14 protein-coding genes are annotated in these 15,491 nt (G+C 68.3%); 5 read left to right on the plus strand and 9 right to left on the minus strand.

The window, feature by feature from the left end; translation table 11 throughout:
• Window positions 1-66 precede the first annotated feature (66 nt).
• Window positions 67-2,403 (minus strand): FdhF/YdeP family oxidoreductase, encoded by a 2,337-nt coding sequence (locus MFF26_RS07850; RefSeq protein WP_137827836.1) that lies wholly within the window; start codon window positions 2,401-2,403, stop codon window positions 67-69.
• Between the two features lie 87 nt (window positions 2,404-2,490).
• Window positions 2,491-3,510: a hypothetical protein gene (locus MFF26_RS07855; RefSeq protein WP_137827837.1), complete on the minus strand. Its 1,020-nt coding sequence runs from the start codon at window positions 3,508-3,510 to the stop codon at window positions 2,491-2,493.
• Between the two features lie 372 nt (window positions 3,511-3,882).
• On the opposite strand from MFF26_RS07855, the gene dnaK reads away from it, so the two are divergent.
• The 4 genes from dnaK to MFF26_RS07875 all read left to right on the plus strand — a co-directional run bounded on the left by dnaK (window position 3,883) and on the right by MFF26_RS07875 (window position 8,649).
• Entirely contained in the window at window positions 3,883-5,802 is a 1,920-nt protein-coding gene (gene dnaK / locus MFF26_RS07860) for a molecular chaperone DnaK (RefSeq protein WP_137827838.1), read from the plus strand.
• A 228-nt stretch (window positions 5,803-6,030) separates the two neighbouring features.
• The gene (gene dnaJ, locus MFF26_RS07865) at window positions 6,031-7,188 is read left to right on the plus strand and encodes a molecular chaperone DnaJ (RefSeq protein ID WP_137827839.1); all 1,158 of its coding nucleotides are present in this window, start codon (window positions 6,031-6,033) and stop codon (window positions 7,186-7,188) included.
• Window positions 7,189-7,527: 339 nt separating this feature from the next.
• Complete coding sequence (locus MFF26_RS07870; protein ID WP_137827840.1) at window positions 7,528-8,181, plus strand: class I SAM-dependent methyltransferase; 654 nt, start codon at window positions 7,528-7,530, stop codon at window positions 8,179-8,181.
• A gap of 123 nt (window positions 8,182-8,304) precedes the next feature.
• The gene (locus MFF26_RS07875) at window positions 8,305-8,649 is read left to right on the plus strand and encodes a hypothetical protein (RefSeq protein ID WP_137827841.1); all 345 of its coding nucleotides are present in this window, start codon (window positions 8,305-8,307) and stop codon (window positions 8,647-8,649) included.
• A gap of 54 nt (window positions 8,650-8,703) precedes the next feature.
• Here the strand turns inward: MFF26_RS07875 and deoA are convergent, their stop codons facing one another.
• Genes deoA through MFF26_RS07895 form a run of 4 tightly spaced genes read right to left on the minus strand, consistent with a single transcriptional unit; the run spans window position 8,704 to window position 12,031 of the window.
• Window positions 8,704-10,014, minus strand: coding sequence for a thymidine phosphorylase (deoA, locus tag MFF26_RS07880; RefSeq protein WP_137827842.1), 1,311 nt, complete (start codon window positions 10,012-10,014; stop codon window positions 8,704-8,706).
• A complete protein-coding gene (gene deoC / locus MFF26_RS07885) occupies window positions 10,011-10,772 on the minus strand; it encodes a deoxyribose-phosphate aldolase (RefSeq protein WP_238307863.1) in 762 nt (253 codons plus the stop codon). The genes deoA and deoC overlap by 4 nt, the downstream gene beginning before the upstream one ends.
• Before the next feature lie 10 nt (window positions 10,773-10,782).
• Complete coding sequence (locus MFF26_RS07890) at window positions 10,783-11,595, minus strand: purine-nucleoside phosphorylase (RefSeq protein WP_137827844.1); 813 nt, start codon at window positions 11,593-11,595, stop codon at window positions 10,783-10,785.
• Window positions 11,585-12,031 carry a cytidine deaminase gene (locus tag MFF26_RS07895; RefSeq protein WP_137827845.1) on the minus strand — a complete coding sequence of 149 codons (447 nt, stop codon included), beginning with the start codon at window positions 12,029-12,031 and terminating at the stop codon, window positions 11,585-11,587. Before MFF26_RS07895 ends, MFF26_RS07890 begins: the two co-directional genes overlap by 11 nt.
• A gap of 104 nt (window positions 12,032-12,135) precedes the next feature.
• On the opposite strand from MFF26_RS07895, the gene MFF26_RS07900 reads away from it, so the two are divergent.
• The gene (locus MFF26_RS07900; protein ID WP_137827945.1) at window positions 12,136-12,360 is read left to right on the plus strand and encodes a DUF2093 domain-containing protein; all 225 of its coding nucleotides are present in this window, start codon (window positions 12,136-12,138) and stop codon (window positions 12,358-12,360) included.
• Here MFF26_RS07900 and lpxK read toward each other — a convergent pair.
• Genes lpxK through MFF26_RS07915 form a run of 3 tightly spaced genes read right to left on the minus strand, consistent with a single transcriptional unit; the run spans window position 12,335 to window position 15,374 of the window.
• Window positions 12,335-13,327 (minus strand): tetraacyldisaccharide 4'-kinase, encoded by a 993-nt coding sequence (lpxK, locus tag MFF26_RS07905; protein WP_137827846.1) that lies wholly within the window; start codon window positions 13,325-13,327, stop codon window positions 12,335-12,337. The two genes, MFF26_RS07900 and lpxK, sit on opposite strands and share 26 nt — an antisense overlap.
• Window positions 13,327-14,631, minus strand: coding sequence for a 3-deoxy-D-manno-octulosonic acid transferase (locus MFF26_RS07910; RefSeq protein ID WP_137827847.1), 1,305 nt, complete (start codon window positions 14,629-14,631; stop codon window positions 13,327-13,329). Before MFF26_RS07910 ends, lpxK begins: the two co-directional genes overlap by 1 nt.
• Window positions 14,628-15,374 (minus strand): lysophospholipid acyltransferase family protein, encoded by a 747-nt coding sequence (locus tag MFF26_RS07915; protein ID WP_137827848.1) that lies wholly within the window; start codon window positions 15,372-15,374, stop codon window positions 14,628-14,630. The genes MFF26_RS07910 and MFF26_RS07915 overlap by 4 nt, the downstream gene beginning before the upstream one ends.
• Window positions 15,375-15,491: the final 117 nt, after the last annotated feature.

Consider the following 15,491-nt stretch of genomic DNA (forward strand, 5'->3'; position numbering starts at 1 on the left):
GATCGGAATATGGACCGGCGCGGGCGTCCGTCGAGTCCGATCCGGTGCGCCGTTCGGCCCTTCCGCTCAAGCCCCCCCTGGCGCCGTCTGCATGGCTGAGCGAGTGATGCGCACGGGGATGGCCTTGGCGGCCGGGACCTTGGCCTGAACGTCGTGGTGCCACAGCGGGATCAGCACGTTCAGCTCCGGGTAGTAACCGCCGCAATTGCCCTCGGGGATGTCGTAGCGGACGATCCGCAACCCCTTCACCTCGCGGTCGAAACCGTCCGAGGCATCGGTGGCGACGTCCACGATTTCGCCGTCGGCCAGCCCCAGGCGGGCGATGTCGTTCTCGTTCATGAAGAGGATGTCGCGCGTGCCTTTCACCCCGCGGAAACGGTCGTGATAGCCGTAGACCGTGGTGTTGAACTGATCGTTCGAGCGCAACGTGATGAGGTCGATCACGTCTCGCCCGCGAGCGGGCATGTCCGGATCCTCCTCCAGCCCGTCCGGCGGCAGCACGAAATTGGCCTTGCCCGTCGGCGTCTCCCACTTGCGGTGGCGGGCGGCCAACGGTTTGTGCACGCCGCCCGGCTCGAACAGGCGGGCGTTGAAGTCCTTGAATGTAGCCGGATAGGTCGCCTCGATGGCGTCGCGGACCTTCGCGTAATCACCGACCCAGCCATCCCAATCCACCTGAGCGTGAGGGGGCAGCGTCGCTTTCGCCAGCTGCGCCACGATCCACGGCTCCGAACGGACGTGATCGCTGACCGGGCTCGCCACACCCTTCGAGCCGTGGAAGCACGAGGTCGAATCCTCCATCGACACCGCTTGCGGCCCGCTGGCCTGCTCGTCGATCTCGATGCGCCCGAGGCAGGGCAGGATGTAGCTGACTTCCCCATGCACGAGATGCGACCGGTTGAGCTTGGTCGAGACCTGCACGGTGAGGCGCTGGCGCCGCCATGCCTCTTCCATTCGCCGCGTGTCGGGGACCGCGCGCACGAAGTTGCCCCCGAGGCCGATGAACGCTTTCACGGTGCCGTCGAGGATCGCTTCGCAGGCCTCCACGGTGTTGAGCCCCTTCTCCCGGGGCGGCTCGAAGCCGTAGAGCTCCTTCAGCTTGTCCAGGGGCACGAGAGCGGGATCGTCGGCGATGCCGACGGTGCGCTGGCCCTGCACGTTGGAATGGCCGCGCACCGGACAGATGCCCGCGCCGGGTCGCCCGATCTGCCCGCGCAGGAGGAGCAGGTTGACGAGCATCTGCACCGTCTCGGTGCCGCGGCGGTGCTGGGTCAGGCCCATACCGTAGATGCCGATGACGGCGCTGGCGCGGGCATAGACGGCGGCGGCGGCTTCCAAACCCTCGCGTTTGAGGCCGGACTTGACCTCCAGCGCCGCCCAGTCCTGTCGATCGCAGAACGCCTCGAACTCAGCGAAGCCGTGCGTATGCTCCTCGATGAAACCGACATCGAGGATGCGAGGACGGCCCTGAGCCTTCGCGTCGCGGTCGGCCGCGAATAGCGCCTTGCAGATGCCGGTGATGGCGGCGATGTCGCCGCCGGCCTTCACCTGATGGTACTGCGTCGAGATCTGCGTCGAGGATTTCGTCAGCATCTCGATGGGGGATTGGGGGTTGGTGAATCGCTCCAAGCCCCGCTCCCGAAGCGGGTTGAAGGTGATAATCGGGACGCCCCGGCGGCGGGCATCCTGAAGCGGATGCAGCATCCGCGGCGCGTTCGATCCGACATTCTGCCCGAAGAACAGGATCAGGTCGGTCGTCTCGAAATCCTCCAGCACCGTCGTGCCAACGGACACGCCGATGGATTGCGGCAGGGCCTTCGAGGTCGATTCGTGGCACATATTCGAGGAATCGGGCAGATTGTTCGTGCCGTAGATGCGCGCGAACAGCGCGTACATGTAGCTGGTTTCGAGCGAGGCTCGGCCAGAGGCGTAGAACACGACCGAATTCGGATCGAAGCTCTTCAGTTCACGGCCGATCTCGTCGAACGCATCCTCCCATGAGACTGGGACGTAACGGTCGCGTTGTGCGTCGTAGCGCAGGGGATGAGTGAGGCGGCCCTTCTCCTCGAGGGCGTAGTCCGACCATGTCAGCAATTCGGTGACGGTGTGGCGTTCGAAGAAGTCCGGGCCGATCCGCTTGCGTGTCTGTTCCCAGGCGGTCGCCTTCGCGCCGTTCTCGCAATACTCGAAGGTCGAGGGTTTGGCGGGCTTCGACCAGGCGCAGGATACGCACATGAAGCCGTCGGGCTTGTTCTGCCGCATCAGCATGGCGGCACCGGTGACCGGGATTTCTTCGCGGGTCAGGATGTCGACGAGGGATCGGGCTGAACCCCAGCCGCCGGCCGGGTCAGTATAGGCTTCGATCTTCTGGTCGGACGTCTGCTCGGTCTTGGGGCCGGTCATGGACACTCGCGAGGCTCCGGGGGACCTCGGCGCAACATGGATCGCCAAAGTCGGGTTCCGGCCCGCGACGATGCCGACGCGAAACCGCTACGGATCGGAGAAGGGGTCCCCGCCGCCGGCCGCGTCAGGATTCACGCCCTCCACTGCCGGCTTCGGCCGGCGCGGCCGCGGCGCCGTGTTGGAGGCCGTCGGGGCTGCCGTGTTCGCGCCGAGCCGCGCCGCCAGGGCGATCGCCCGCGCCTCGGTGTAGCGCAGGTGGCAATAGCCATGCGCACCTTCGCGGGCATAGGTGCGGCAAGCCTGCTCACGGTCGGACGAGAAGGCGGCCTGCTCCTGCACGATCGGCCGGACATCCTGGCCGCGCGCCCTCTGCGTCATGATCTTGAAATTGTCGCGCACCGCTTTGTCGGCGATGCCGCGAGCGGTATCGAACTCGCCGGCCAGAGGCATGAGCGTCGCGGCGGCCGGTCCCCACAAGCCGGTCGGGGTCGTGGCGCAATCCTGCGCGGTGTAGGTGCAGACCTTGTCCTCGAGTGGCGTCACCAGCACGCTCCCTTCGAGTATCTCGAATCGCAGCGGGCACTCGGGCACGCTGGAGGAGAAGCGCGAAACCCCCTGCGAGCGCCCTTCGGCCGCAAGCGTCACCGGCTTGCCGGCATTCAGCTTGACCGTGCACGCCTCGGTCGGCTGCGAGACCTTGGTACCGGGCAGCGTCATCGCGGCGGTATAGGCCGCCCCCGACTTCTCGATCTTGAGCGACCCATTCAGCCCGTTGAGCTGAAGATCCTGACCGGCGACGTTGTCCTCCGCCGGAACCTTGAGCACCACCGGTTGGCGCGGCGCGGCGGGGGCGCTCGGCCGCGTTTCCGCGCCTTCGCCGGGGGCGGCGGGCTCCGCCGGGGCGGGACCGGGCGGCGGCTGGACCGGGACATTGCGCGGCGGCGCCGGCGGCTTGGCCGCGCGGCCAATTCCGAACAGTTCCTCGAAGAAGCTCTGGGCCTGGGCGCCGGTGGGACAGAATGCGAGGAGACAGAGGAGAGCGACGACGGCGACGCGCGGATGGGGGGCGGCGCGCGTGGCGGAACTCACGGGGACGGGCAGTCGCATCAGGCTGTCGCGATCCTGGCTCGGGGCCGGTCGGGGAAGGAAACTTTAACGGTCTCTAGCACGTCACCCGTGGCGCGGGCGTGGCAGCCTGGCAACTGCAAAGGCCCGCCCGACCCGCTCGCTGCGGGAAAAAACTCCGTGACAATGCCGGATTGTGGGACGTGTCTCGCACGTCGCGCGTCGTTCTTGCGGCGGCGTAGCCGTCTTCTTATATGCGGCGAGACACGGGACGAGGCCTTGGAAGCGCATCCTGCCCAGGCGACGCGCTTCGGATCCATCCCGTTCTCAAACCTGGAAGTTTTGTACCGCCATGGGTCGAGCTGCTTCGGGGCTCGGCGGTCTGCTTGAAACATCGAACAGAGGGATCCCACCATGGGTAAAGTGATCGGTATCGACCTCGGCACCACCAATTCCTGCGTGGCCGTCATGGAAGGCACGCAGCCGAGGGTCATCGAGAATGCGGAAGGCGCCCGCACCACCCCGTCCATCGTCGCTTTCACCGACGACGGGGAGCGCCTCGTCGGCCAGCCCGCCAAGCGGCAGGCCGTGACCAATCCGGAGCGCACCTTCTTCGCGATCAAGCGCCTGATCGGCCGTACCTACGACGATCCGCTGACGCAGAAGGACAAGGGTCTCGTTCCCTACAAGATCGCCAAGGGCGATAACGGCGACGCCTGGGTCGAGGCCGATGGCAAGCGCTACTCGCCGTCCCAGATCTCCGCTTTCACCCTTCAGAAGATGAAGGAGACCGCCGAGTCGCATCTCGGCCAGCCGGTGACGCAGGCGGTCATCACGGTTCCGGCCTATTTCAACGACGCCCAGCGTCAGGCCACCAAGGATGCCGGCAAGATCGCCGGTCTCGAGGTGCTGCGCATCATCAACGAGCCGACCGCGGCCGCGCTCGCCTACGGCCTCGACAAGAAGAAGGCCGGCACCATCGCGGTCTACGATCTCGGCGGCGGCACCTTCGACGTCTCGATCCTCGAGATCGGCGACGGCGTGTTCGAGGTGAAGTCGACGAACGGCGACACGTTCCTCGGCGGCGAGGACTTCGACAACCGCGTGGTCGAGTATCTCACCAGCGAGTTCAAGAAGGAGCAGGGCATCGACCTGACCAAGGACAAGCTCGCCCTCCAGCGCCTTAAGGAGGCTGCCGAGAAGGCCAAGATCGAGCTGTCCTCGGCCACCCAGACCGAGATCAACCTGCCCTACATCACCGCCGATGCCTCGGGCCCGAAGCACCTCGCGCTGAAGCTCAGCCGCGCCAAGTTCGAGTCGCTGGTCGATGACCTCGTCCAGCGTACGATCGAGCCGTGCCGCAAGGCGCTCAAGGATGCCGGCGTTTCGGCCTCCGAGATCGACGAGGTGGTGCTCGTCGGCGGCCAGACCCGCATGCCCAAGGTGCAGGAGGTCGTGAAGTCGTTCTTCGGCAAGGAGCCCCACAAGGGCGTCAATCCGGACGAGGTCGTCGCCATCGGCGCCGCGGTCCAGGCGGGCGTGCTTCAGGGCGACGTGAAGGACGTTCTGCTCCTCGACGTCACCCCGCTCTCCCTCGGCATCGAGACGCTGGGTGGCGTGTTCACCCGCCTGATCGACCGCAACACCACGATCCCGACCAAGAAGTCCCAGGTCTTCTCCACGGCGGAGGACAACCAGAACGCCGTGACCATCCGGGTCTTCCAGGGTGAGCGCGAGATGGCGGCGGACAACAAGCTGCTCGGCCAGTTCGACCTGATGGGTATCCCGCCGGCCCCGCGCGGCATGCCGCAGATCGAGGTGACCTTCGACATCGACGCCAACGGCATCGTCAACGTGACGGCCAAGGACAAGGCGACGAACAAAGAGCACCAGATCCGCATCCAGGCCTCCGGCGGTCTTTCGGACGCGGATATCGAGAAGATGGTCAAGGATGCCGAGGCGAATGCCGAGGCCGACAAGCGCCGTCGCGAGCTCGTTGAGGTCAAGAACCAGGGCGAGAGCCTGATCCACGCCACCGAGAAGTCGGTGTCGGAATACGGTGACAAGGTCTCGGCGGCCGACAAGGGCGCCATCGAGTCCGCCATCACCGCGCTCCGCACGGCGCTGGAGGGCGAGGATGCCGAGGGCATCAAGGCCAAGACCAACGACCTGATGCAGGCTTCGATGAAGCTCGGCGAGGCGATGTACGCCGCCTCGCAGGCCGAAGGCGCTCCGGGTGCCGAGGGGGCTTCGGCCTCGGCCGACAAGAAGGACGACGTCATCGACGCCGACTTCCAGGAGGTCGACGAGAAGGACCAGAAGAAGCGCGCCTGATCCGGCGCCGGCCGGGAGCGATGCGCGAGCGCCGCTCCCGGTCTTTTTTGATCGCGACGCCGCTGCGGTGGCTTGATCCCCGGGCCCTGCTCGGGGATCAACCTTATGGGGCGTCTCACCACATGCGATGGTCGATTCTCAGGGTCCGCTCGGTGGCGGGGCCGCGAGAAGGGGCGCGGGCGAGAATAGCCGCAGCCGACGCGCAGAAACGAGGCTCCAGAGGCCGGAATGTCGAAGCGTGACTATTACGAGGTCTTGGGTGTCTCCAAGACCGTCACGGAGAGCGAACTCAAGGTCGCCTTCCGCAAGCTCGCCATGGTCCATCACCCGGACCGCAATCCCGGCGACAAGGAAGCCGAGATCAAGTTCAAGGAAGTCAACGAGGCGTATCAGTGCCTCTCCGACGGCCAGAAGCGCGCGGCCTACGATCGGTTCGGCCATGCCGCCTTCAGCCAGGGGGGCGGGGGCGGCCCCGGATTCGGCAACGAGTTCGGCGACTTCATGTCGGACATTTTCGAGAATTTCTTCGGCGATGGACGTGGGGCTCCCGGCGCCGGGGCCGGCCAGCGGGGGCGCGGCCAGCCGGGGCGCGAGCGCGGCGCGGATCTGCGCTACAATCTGGAGATCAGCCTGGAGGAGGCGTTCGCCGGCAAGACCGAGACGATCCGCATCCCGACCTCCATCGCCTGCGAAGTCTGCTCGGGTACCGGCGCCAAGGCCGGCTCGAAGCCGCGCACCTGCCCGACCTGCGGCGGCTATGGCCGGGTGCGGGCGGCACAGGGTTTCTTCGCGATCGAGCGGACCTGCCCGAATTGTCACGGCCGCGGCGAGGTCGTGGACGATCCGTGCACGGCCTGCTCCGGTGCGGGCCGCGTCAACCGCGAGCGCACGCTCTCGATCAATGTCCCGGCGGGGGTCGATGACGGTCTTCGCATCCGGCTCGCTGGGGAGGGGGAAAGCGGCCTGCGCGGTGGACCGGCGGGGGATCTGTACGTCTTCCTCTCGATCAAGCCGCATCCCTTCTTCCAGCGCGATGGAGCGGATCTCTTCTGCCGCGTGCCGATCTCGATGGTGACGGCTGCCCTGTCGGGCGAGATCACCGTACCGGTGATCGATGGCTCGCAAACGCAAGTCCGCATCCCGGCGGGCACGCAGACGGCCAAGCAGTTCCGCATCAAGGGCAAGGGCATGCCGGTGCTGCGCTCGCGGGAAATCGGCGATCTCTACATCCAGGTCTCCGTCGAGACGCCGCAGAACCTCACCAAGCGCCAGCGGGAGCTGCTGCAGGAGTTCGACCAGTCGGCTTCCGACGAGAACCACCCGGAAAGTGCGGGCTTTTTCTCCAAGGTGCGTGACTTCTTCGTGAGCGGGGCGGGCCGGACGTAAACACGGGTCAAACACGGGCCGCTTGGGATCAAACGTGGAACCAATCCGGTTATGCACCCGGTCGCTTCCATCGAGCGACGGCGGGTGTCCCCGCAATGCAGGAAGGCCGACCTTGACGGGGTGCGGGTTTTCGTCGTCTAGAACGCTCCCCGCACGAAGATGCGCCGCCCCGGCGCGCGCGTCTTCTTGGCCGGGAGTCGCGTCACGCTCCGTGCAGGGTTTCTTGCCCAACCTCCTGTCGCGTTCTCGGCCGCTGACCCAGGCGGCCCGTCACATCCGCCCGCATCCCGCGAGCGGTTCCACCCCCTCCTTTCATTCCTGACCCGGGGATCATCGGTCGTGCCGCCGCTTCGCCGTTCCAGCGCCCGAGCCGTCGCCGCGACCCGCATGAGGGAGCGGCGCGATCCGCTGGAGGACGAGGCGCGGTTCCTGCGCTCGTGGTTCGAGCGCCCGCTTGTCACCGGGGCCGTGACCCCGTCGGGCCGGATGCTCGCCCGCACCATGGCGTCCTATGCGGACCCGTCGGTGCCCGGTCCCGTCATCGAACTCGGGCCCGGCACCGGTCCGGTCACCGAAGCCCTGATCCGGCGCGGTTTCGATCAGGAGCGTCTGATCCTCGTCGAGTTCAATCCGGATTTCTGCGCGTTGCTGCGCCGCCGCTTCCCCCGCACCACGGTGATCCGGGGCGACGCCTACAGCATCCGCGAGACGCTCGGCAGCGTGGTCACCGAACCCTGCGCCGCGACGATCTCGAGCCTCCCGCTCTTCACCAAGCCATTGGAGAAGCGCCTGGAGCTGCTGCAGGACGCCCACGACGTGATGCAGCCGGACGCGCCCTTCGTGCAGTTCACCTACGCCGTCGTCCCGCCGATCCCGGCCCGGTGCGAGGCTGGCAGCTACACGGCGAGCCGTTCCAACCGGGTGTGGCTCAACCTGCCGCCCGCGCGCGTCTGGGTCTATCGCCGTCCTGGCAAGGCGCCCGCCTCGGTCTGATCCGGGTTCGCTCGGGAATGTTTCCAATTGTAGACGCCTGTCTCAGGCGCGGTTCATTCCCCGGCTTATAACCTCCCGATCCTTGGCCGCCATAGGGCGGCCGGACGAAGGGAGAGTACCGATATGTCGGACGCCATTTCGACCAAGCCCCTCCGCCGCGGCCTCGCCGTGTTGGCAATCGTCGTCGGCGGAGTGCTCGGCGGTTCGGCCGCGCAGGCTGCTCCGCTGGCGGCTCCGCCCGCCGCCGCGCTCGCCTCGGATACCGCCGTCGAGACCGTGCAATGGCATCACCGCCATCACGGCGGCTGGGGACACCGCGGCCATTGGGGTCATCACCATGGCTGGCGCCGCCACCATCACCATCATCATCATGGCTGGGGCCATCATCGCCGCCATCATTGGGGGCATCACCGGCACCACCATTGGGGCCATCACTACGGTGGGCGTCGGCACCACCACTTCTACTGAGGTGAACCGGTGACGGGGACCGCGCGCTCAGCGAGATGCGCGCGGTCCCGCTCCTCAGCCGAGGCGATCGATGATCGCGACCCGTTCCATCGGGGTCGCCTCGCCGATCCGATAAGCTGACCGCAGGGCCGCTTCGGCCCGGTCGGCCGCAGCGTCGTCCGCCGCATGGACCATGCCGATAGGATCCCCGCGATTGAGGCGATCGCCGGGGCGGATCAACCCTGTGAATCCCACCCGCGGATCGATGTCGTCCTGGGGTCGACTGCGCCCTCCGCCGAGGCCGATGACCGCGAGGCCCACGGCGCGCGTGTCCACCGCCTCCACCGTGCCGGTTTTTGCGGCCACCACCGGCCGTATCACCGGCGCCCGCGGCAGGTGACGGTCGGCCCCTTCCAGCAGATCGCCCGGCCCGCCGAGAGTCGCCACCATGCGGGCGAAGGCCTCGGCCGCAGCTCCCGTCTCCAGGGCGGACCGCAGACGCGTCTCTGCCTCATGGGGATCGACGGCGAGATTGCCGAGCACCAGCATCTCGGCGGCCAGCGCCAGGGTGACCGCGTGGAAGCGCGATTCTCTCATGCGCCCCGTCAGGTAGTCGACGGCGTAGCCAACCTCGACGGCATTGCCCGCAGCGGAGGCCAGCGGTGCATCCATGTCGGTCAGGAGGGCACGGGTCGGAAGGCCGGCGGCATTGGCGACGGTGACGATGCTGCGCCCGAGATCCCGCGCCTCGTCGATCCCCGCCATGAAGGCGCCGGATCCCGCCTTCACATCCATGACGAGGCCGTCGAGGCCCGCAGCGAGCTTCTTCGACAGGATCGAGGCGGTGATCAAATCGAGCGATTCCACCGTCCCGGTGACGTCGCGGATCGCGTAGAGGCGTCGGTCGGCGGGCGCGAGATCGCCGGTCTGGCCGATGATGGCGCAGCCGGCTTCGCGCACCACCGCCCGGAAGCGGTCGAGCCCCGGCGCCACGTCGTAGCCGGGAATGCTGGCGAGCTTGTCCAACGTGCCGCCGGTATGTCCCAGGCCCCGGCCCGAGATCATCGGGACGAAGCCCCCGCACGCCGCCACCAGAGGGGCGAGGACGAGGCTGACCGTGTCGCCGACGCCGCCGGTGGAGTGCTTGTCGAGGATGGGGCCGGGGAGGTCCCAGGCGAGAACCCGGCCGGAATCGCGCATCGCACGGGTCAGGGCCACCCGCTCGTCGAGCGTCAGCCCGCGGAAGAACACGGCCATGGCGAAGGCCGCCGCCTGTCCCTCGGTGACGCGCTCTTCCGTGAGACCGCGGATGAAGTCGCCGATATCGGCATCCGCCAGAGGCCTTCCGTCGCGCTTGTCGCGGATGATCTCCTGCGGAAGTTTCATCGGTCGCTCCCGAGGACACGAATCAGATCGTCCAGCAGGGAACTGGCCCCCAGCCGGAACGTCGCCGAGCGCGCCCAATCCGGGCCCATGATCCGGTCGGCAGCCGCGAGGTAGGTGGCGGCGTCCTCGACGCGGCGCAGGCCGCCGGACACCTTCAGACCGACGGTTCGAGCGCCGCCCCATTCGCGGATCACGGTCAGCATCGCCTCGGCTGCCTCGGGCGTAGCCGAGATCGGCGTCTTGCCGGTCGAGGTTTTGATGAAGTCGGCCCCCGCCTCGAGCGAGAGCCGGCTCGCCTGCGTGATCATCGTGGTATCGGGCAGCATTCCGGTCTCCAAGATGACCTTGAGCAGCCGGTCGTGGCAGACCTCGCGAACCGCCATCACCATGGTACGGGCCGTCGCCGCCTCGCCGTTGAGGAAGGCGCGGTAGGGAAGGACGAGGTCGATCTCGTCGGCACCGTCGGCGATCGCCGCGCGGGTTTCCGCCACGGCAGCGGCCGTGTCGTCGGCGCCGTCCGGAAAATTGACCACCGTTGCGATCCGCACGTCGCTGCCCGCAAGAACCCGCCCCGCGAGAGCGACGAAGCGCGGCCATACGCAGACCGCCGCAACCGCGTTCGTCCGCGCCCGGGCACAGAGCGCTTCGACCGCGTCCGATGTGCACGTCTCGATCAGGTCGGTCAGATCGAGGAGCGGCAACGCGCGCCGCGCGATGCGGGCGGCGTCCGAGGGGTGAAGGGGATCGGCCTGCTTCATCCTGAGAGTCTCACGGTTCGGGAAGCTGCGCCACGAAGGCGGCGGCAAGGCGGGCGAGATCGGCACCGGCACGGGCCGCGACCGCCTTGGTCTCGGCATGATGCGGGTCGCCCCCCGAGATTCCGGCAGCGAAGTTCGTCACCGCCGAGACGGCCGCGACCTCCAGCCCGAGAAAGCGCGCCAGGATCGTCTCCGGCACGGTCGACATGCCGACGAGATCGGCCCCGAGCCGGCCCGCCATGCGGATTTCCGCCGGCGTCTCGAAGCTCGGGCCGGAGAACCACGCGTAGACCCCCTCATGGAGGACGATCCGCTCCCTCTCAGCTGCACGGTGGAGGGTGGCACGCAGGCGCGGCGCATAGGCGTTCGTCATCGGCACGAAGCGGCCGTCGCTCGCTTCACCGATCAGCGGGTTGAACCCGGAGAGATTGATGTGGTCGGTCAGGACGACGAGACTGCCGGGGCCGGCATTCGGCAGGAGGGAGCCGGCGGCATTGGTCAGGAGGAGGCGCGTCGCCCCCAGTGCCGCGATCGCCGCGAGGGGAAGCCGCATGGCGCCGGCATCGCCCCGCTCATAGGCATGGGCCCGTCCCTCCAGCACCAGCACCGGCCGTCCCGACAGGGTGCCGCGATGCAGGTGTCCGCCATGGCCGGAGACGCCGGGCGCCGGAAAGCCGGGGATCTCGCCATAGGCGATGCTGGTTCGGTCGGCGAGCGCATCGACCAGGGCCCCCAGGCCGGTTCCCGTCACGATCGCCAGGGCGACGGGGCCGGCGAAACCCCTTTCGCGCAGAAGCGCGACGGCCGCCTCCTCACTCGGCATCGACGATGTGCTCCGGCAGGTGATCGGGACCGAACGAGGCGGGCAGCAGGGCTTCGAGGGTGAATCGAGCCCGCAGACCCGCGGGACCCGCCGCGAGGATCGGCGTATCCGGCCCCGCGAATTCCCGGATCCGCTGACGACAGGCGCCGCAGGGCGTGACCGGCGCCGGACTGTCGGCCGTGATGAGGATGGCTCGGATGCGCCGTCCGCCGGACGCGATCATTGCGGCGATGGCGCCGGCTTCGGCGCAGGTGCCGACCGGATACGCCGCGTTCTCGACGTTGCAGCCGGCATGGATGCGTCCCACCTCGTCCAGAAGGGCGGCGCCGACCGCGAAACCCGAATAGGGCGCGTGGGCGCGTGCGCGCACGGCGGAGGCCGCCGCGAACAGGGCATCCAGATCGTGGCTCGCAGGGAAGTCGCCGCTCGCGGTCATGACCCCGTTTGGCCCGAGCATGGGGCCCCTGTCGAGGGGCGGTCGACAGAGGCGGGCCGGCCTTCTAATGCAGGATCTTGCGGGTGGTGCAGGGAGCCGGCGACATGCTCGGACGCTACGATCGGGGATCGAACAACGGCGAAGCCAAGGTCGAGTACGGCGATGGCACCATGCGGGTGGTCAAGCCCGGCACCTTCGTCCGCTGCGCCGTGACCGGCGAGGAGATCCATCTCGACGCCCTGCGCTACTGGAACGTCGATCGACAGGAGGCCTATGCCAGCCCCGAGGCGGCGATGCAGCGCCTCAAGGAGATCGGTCGCGCCCCGTGAGGCGATCCGCCAGCTGACGCCGCAAGGCCGCGGGATCATCGAAGGCGAGGGTGACGCGCAGCACCGCAACCTTCACCTCGGCTGGTAATCGCACCGCGTCCTTCTCGGTGGTGACGAGGCTCGCTCCCTCGCGGTCCGCCAGCCTCCTAAGGACGTCGAGGTCATCGGCCCGGTAGGGGTGGTGATCCGGAAAGCCCCTGGCTCCGACGATCCGTGCGCCGAGATCCGTGAGCGTATCGAAGAACTTCTGCGGGCGGCCGATCCCGGCGAAAGCGACGACCCGTCGGTCTTTCCATCGCTCGGGTTCCTCCGGGACGAGCCGGGCGCGGTGCACGGGCAGGCCGCGGGTGACCGCTTCCCAGGCAACAGGGTTGCCGGCCTGCCCGTCTCCGATCACGATGAGGCCTCCGACATGCGGCCATTGCCGCGCGAGCGGAACCCGCAACGGGCCCGCCGGGAAGGGCAGTCCGTTGCCGATACCTGCGCCCCCATCGACCACGGCAAGGGCGAGATCCTTGCGCAGATGCGGGTTCTGAAGCCCGTCATCCATCACGACCGTGTCGGCGCCGAGTTCGGCGCAGAGGGACGATCCGGCCAAGCGGTCGCGGGACACCACGGTGACGGCAGACTGAGCCAGAAGCAGCGGTTCGTCGCCGATTTCGGCCGCTCCGTGCAGAGTGGGATCGACCATCACCGGTCCTGCGAGGCGCCCGCCGTAACCGCGGCTGAGGAAGGCCGGATGTCGGCCGAGTTCGTCTCGCAGAATGCGGGCGAGGGCGAGCGCCGACGGCGTCTTGCCGGCACCCCCCAAGGTAAAGTTGCCGACACACAGCACGGGACAGGGGCCGAACGTACCGGGGCGATCCATTCGCCGGGCCGTCACGGCGCCGTACACGTGTCCGGCCGGTGCCAGGAGCCGCGCGAGGGGATGGGACGGAGCCCGGGTCCAGAAATCCGGTGCGCGCATCAGGCCCGTTCGCGGGCGGACAGCTTCATCTGTGCGACGTAGGGGTCGAGCACCGCCAAGGTGCGGGCCACCGCGCCCTCGAACTGCGCCAGCGCTGACTGGCCCCGCCGCGCCATGGCCATCGCTCGCGGCGGATCGGCCACGAGTTCTGCCACCGCGGCCGCGAGGTCGTCCTCGCCCGATACGCAGCGGGCGCCGCCGGCTTCGTCCAGGGCGCCGTAGGCCTCGGCGAAGTTGTGGATATGAGGACCGTGCAGCACGGCGCCGTAGAGCCGCACCGGCTCGATCGGATTCTGCCCGCCATGCTCCACCAGGGAGCCGCCGAGGAAAACCAGAGGGCAGAGCCGGTAGAACAGGCCGAGTTCTCCCAGCGTGTCGGCGACGTAGAACTCGATACCGGCTTGCGGGCGCCCGTTCTGCGCGCGCCGGCTGGTGCTCAGGCCGAGTTCCTGGGCAACCCGCGCGACTTCCTCACCCCGGCGGGGATGACGCGGTACCGCGATGGTCAGCAAACGGGGAAAGCGGCTCTTCAGACGGGCGTGAACGCGGGCGACCGTCGCGTCTTCGCCCGGATGGGTGCTCGCGGCGACCCAGACCGGACGGTCGCCGACCAAGTCGCGCAGATAGGCGAGTTGCTGTTCATCGGCGGGGGGAATGGCGGAATCGTATTTCAGGTTGCCGACCACACCGAGGCGCGGAGCGCCCAGGCGGGCGAAGCGTTCCGCATCGGGCTTCGTCTGGCACAGGCAGATGGCGATGCGCGACAGCAGCGCCCGCACCGTACGCGGAGACCGCGTCCAGTTCTCGAACGAGCGCTGCGACATCCGCCCATTGACGAGCACCAGGGGGATGCCGCGCTCGTACAGGGAGATGACCGTGTTCGGCCAGATCTCCGATTCGGCGATGACGGCGAGATCGGGCTGCCAATGGGCGAGGAAGCGATCGACCCAGCGCGGCGCGTCCAGGGGCATGTATTGATGCACGGCGCCCGCGGGCAGGCGCTTGCTGAGCAGGTCGGCGGCGCTGCGGGTTCCGGTGGTGACGAGGACCGAGCAGCCGCGGGCAATCATGCCCTCGATCAAGCCGACGAGCGAGAGGGCCTCGCCGATACTGGCCCCGTGCATCCAGACGAGATGACCGATGGGCCTGGCCCGGCCTGGCCGCCCGCGCCGTTCCGGTAGGCGAACCGGATCTTCCTTGCCGCGTCGGGAGCGCCAAGCGAGCAACCCGGCCACCGCGGGCTCGCCGAGATAGAGGCCGTAACGGTAGGCCCGCAGGGTCGCGGGGAGGGGCGGAACCCTCACGCCGCGTGCCCCAGCGCGTCGTCGAGGGATCCGACCACGCGGTCGGGCCGACCGACGAGAGCGTAGGCGCGATCATGGACGCGGTTCAGTTCCACCTGAACACGGGCGCGGAAGGCGTCGACCGCTTCCGGCTCCATCTCGCGGGGGACGAAGATCGATTCGCCGAACACCATGGCACCGCGGCCGAAGGGCAGGCCGAGACAGGCCCGGTCCCAGGAATTGAACCGGATGTGCCGACTCGTCACCACGGCGACGGGAACGATGGGGCAGCCCGAGAAGCGCGCCAACATGATGATGCCGGCGTCGCAGACCCGCGAGACCTTGGGCACGTCCGCCGAGAAGGCGACGGTCTCGCCCCCCTTGAGTGCCTTGACCATGGCGCGAAGACCCTCCGCGCCGCCCTTGGCACGGGCGTCGCGCACCGCACGGCCGCGGGCGCCGGAAGCCCGCATCACCCGCACGCCCATCTTGGTGAGCGCGATGGTGTTGATATTCCCGTCGGGAGAGCGCGAGATGATCGTCGCTACCCGGTCCTGTGGCCGGCTCATGAACGAGATCATGAGGTGCTGGCCATGCCACATCGCGGCGATGAAAGGGCCGGTCGCGTCGAGCCGCTCGTAGACCTCCCTCGGCTCGAGGGTGAAGCGGTTCGTGCGCTGCACCAGCTTGAGGTAGCCATAGGCAGCCGCTCCGAGAACGCGCTGGACGGCAGGCTTGCGCCCAATGGTCTTGATCAGGCCCATGGAGTCGGACCGCTCGCCTCTGTCGTTCGCGTTTCGATTCGGGCGCCGCCCAGGCCGGGCTGTCTAGCCCCGAGCCCCGGCGTGACGCAACGTGGCGGGAACCTTCCATGCGCCGAT

The organism is Methylorubrum suomiense, assembly GCF_022179765.1.
Classification (GTDB): Bacteria; Pseudomonadota; Alphaproteobacteria; order Rhizobiales; family Beijerinckiaceae; genus Methylobacterium; species Methylobacterium suomiense.

Bases quoted from the DNA above. Each gene is read 5' to 3' on its own strand.
- MFF26_RS07895 (WP_137827845.1), bottom strand. From the start codon at position 12,031: ATGACCGCGAGCGGCGACTTCCCTGCGAGCCACGATCTGGATGCCCTG.
- MFF26_RS07850 (WP_137827836.1), bottom strand. From the start codon at position 2,403: ATGACCGGCCCCAAGACCGAGCAGACGTCCGACCAGAAGATCGAAGCC.
- dnaK (WP_137827838.1), top strand. From the start codon at position 3,883: ATGGGTAAAGTGATCGGTATCGACCTCGGCACCACCAATTCCTGCGTG.
- lpxK (WP_137827846.1), bottom strand. From the start codon at position 13,327: ATGCGCGCACCGGATTTCTGGACCCGGGCTCCGTCCCATCCCCTCGCG.
- deoA (WP_137827842.1), bottom strand. From the start codon at position 10,014: ATGAAACTTCCGCAGGAGATCATCCGCGACAAGCGCGACGGAAGGCCT.
- MFF26_RS07890 (WP_137827844.1), bottom strand. From the start codon at position 11,595: ATGCCGAGTGAGGAGGCGGCCGTCGCGCTTCTGCGCGAAAGGGGTTTC.
- dnaJ (WP_137827839.1), top strand. From the start codon at position 6,031: ATGTCGAAGCGTGACTATTACGAGGTCTTGGGTGTCTCCAAGACCGTC.
- MFF26_RS07855 (WP_137827837.1), bottom strand. From the start codon at position 3,510: ATGCGACTGCCCGTCCCCGTGAGTTCCGCCACGCGCGCCGCCCCCCAT.
- MFF26_RS07875 (WP_137827841.1), top strand. From the start codon at position 8,305: ATGTCGGACGCCATTTCGACCAAGCCCCTCCGCCGCGGCCTCGCCGTG.
- MFF26_RS07900 (WP_137827945.1), top strand. From the start codon at position 12,136: ATGCTCGGACGCTACGATCGGGGATCGAACAACGGCGAAGCCAAGGTC.
- MFF26_RS07915 (WP_137827848.1), bottom strand. From the start codon at position 15,374: ATGGGCCTGATCAAGACCATTGGGCGCAAGCCTGCCGTCCAGCGCGTT.
- deoC (WP_238307863.1), bottom strand. From the start codon at position 10,772: ATGAAGCAGGCCGATCCCCTTCACCCCTCGGACGCCGCCCGCATCGCG.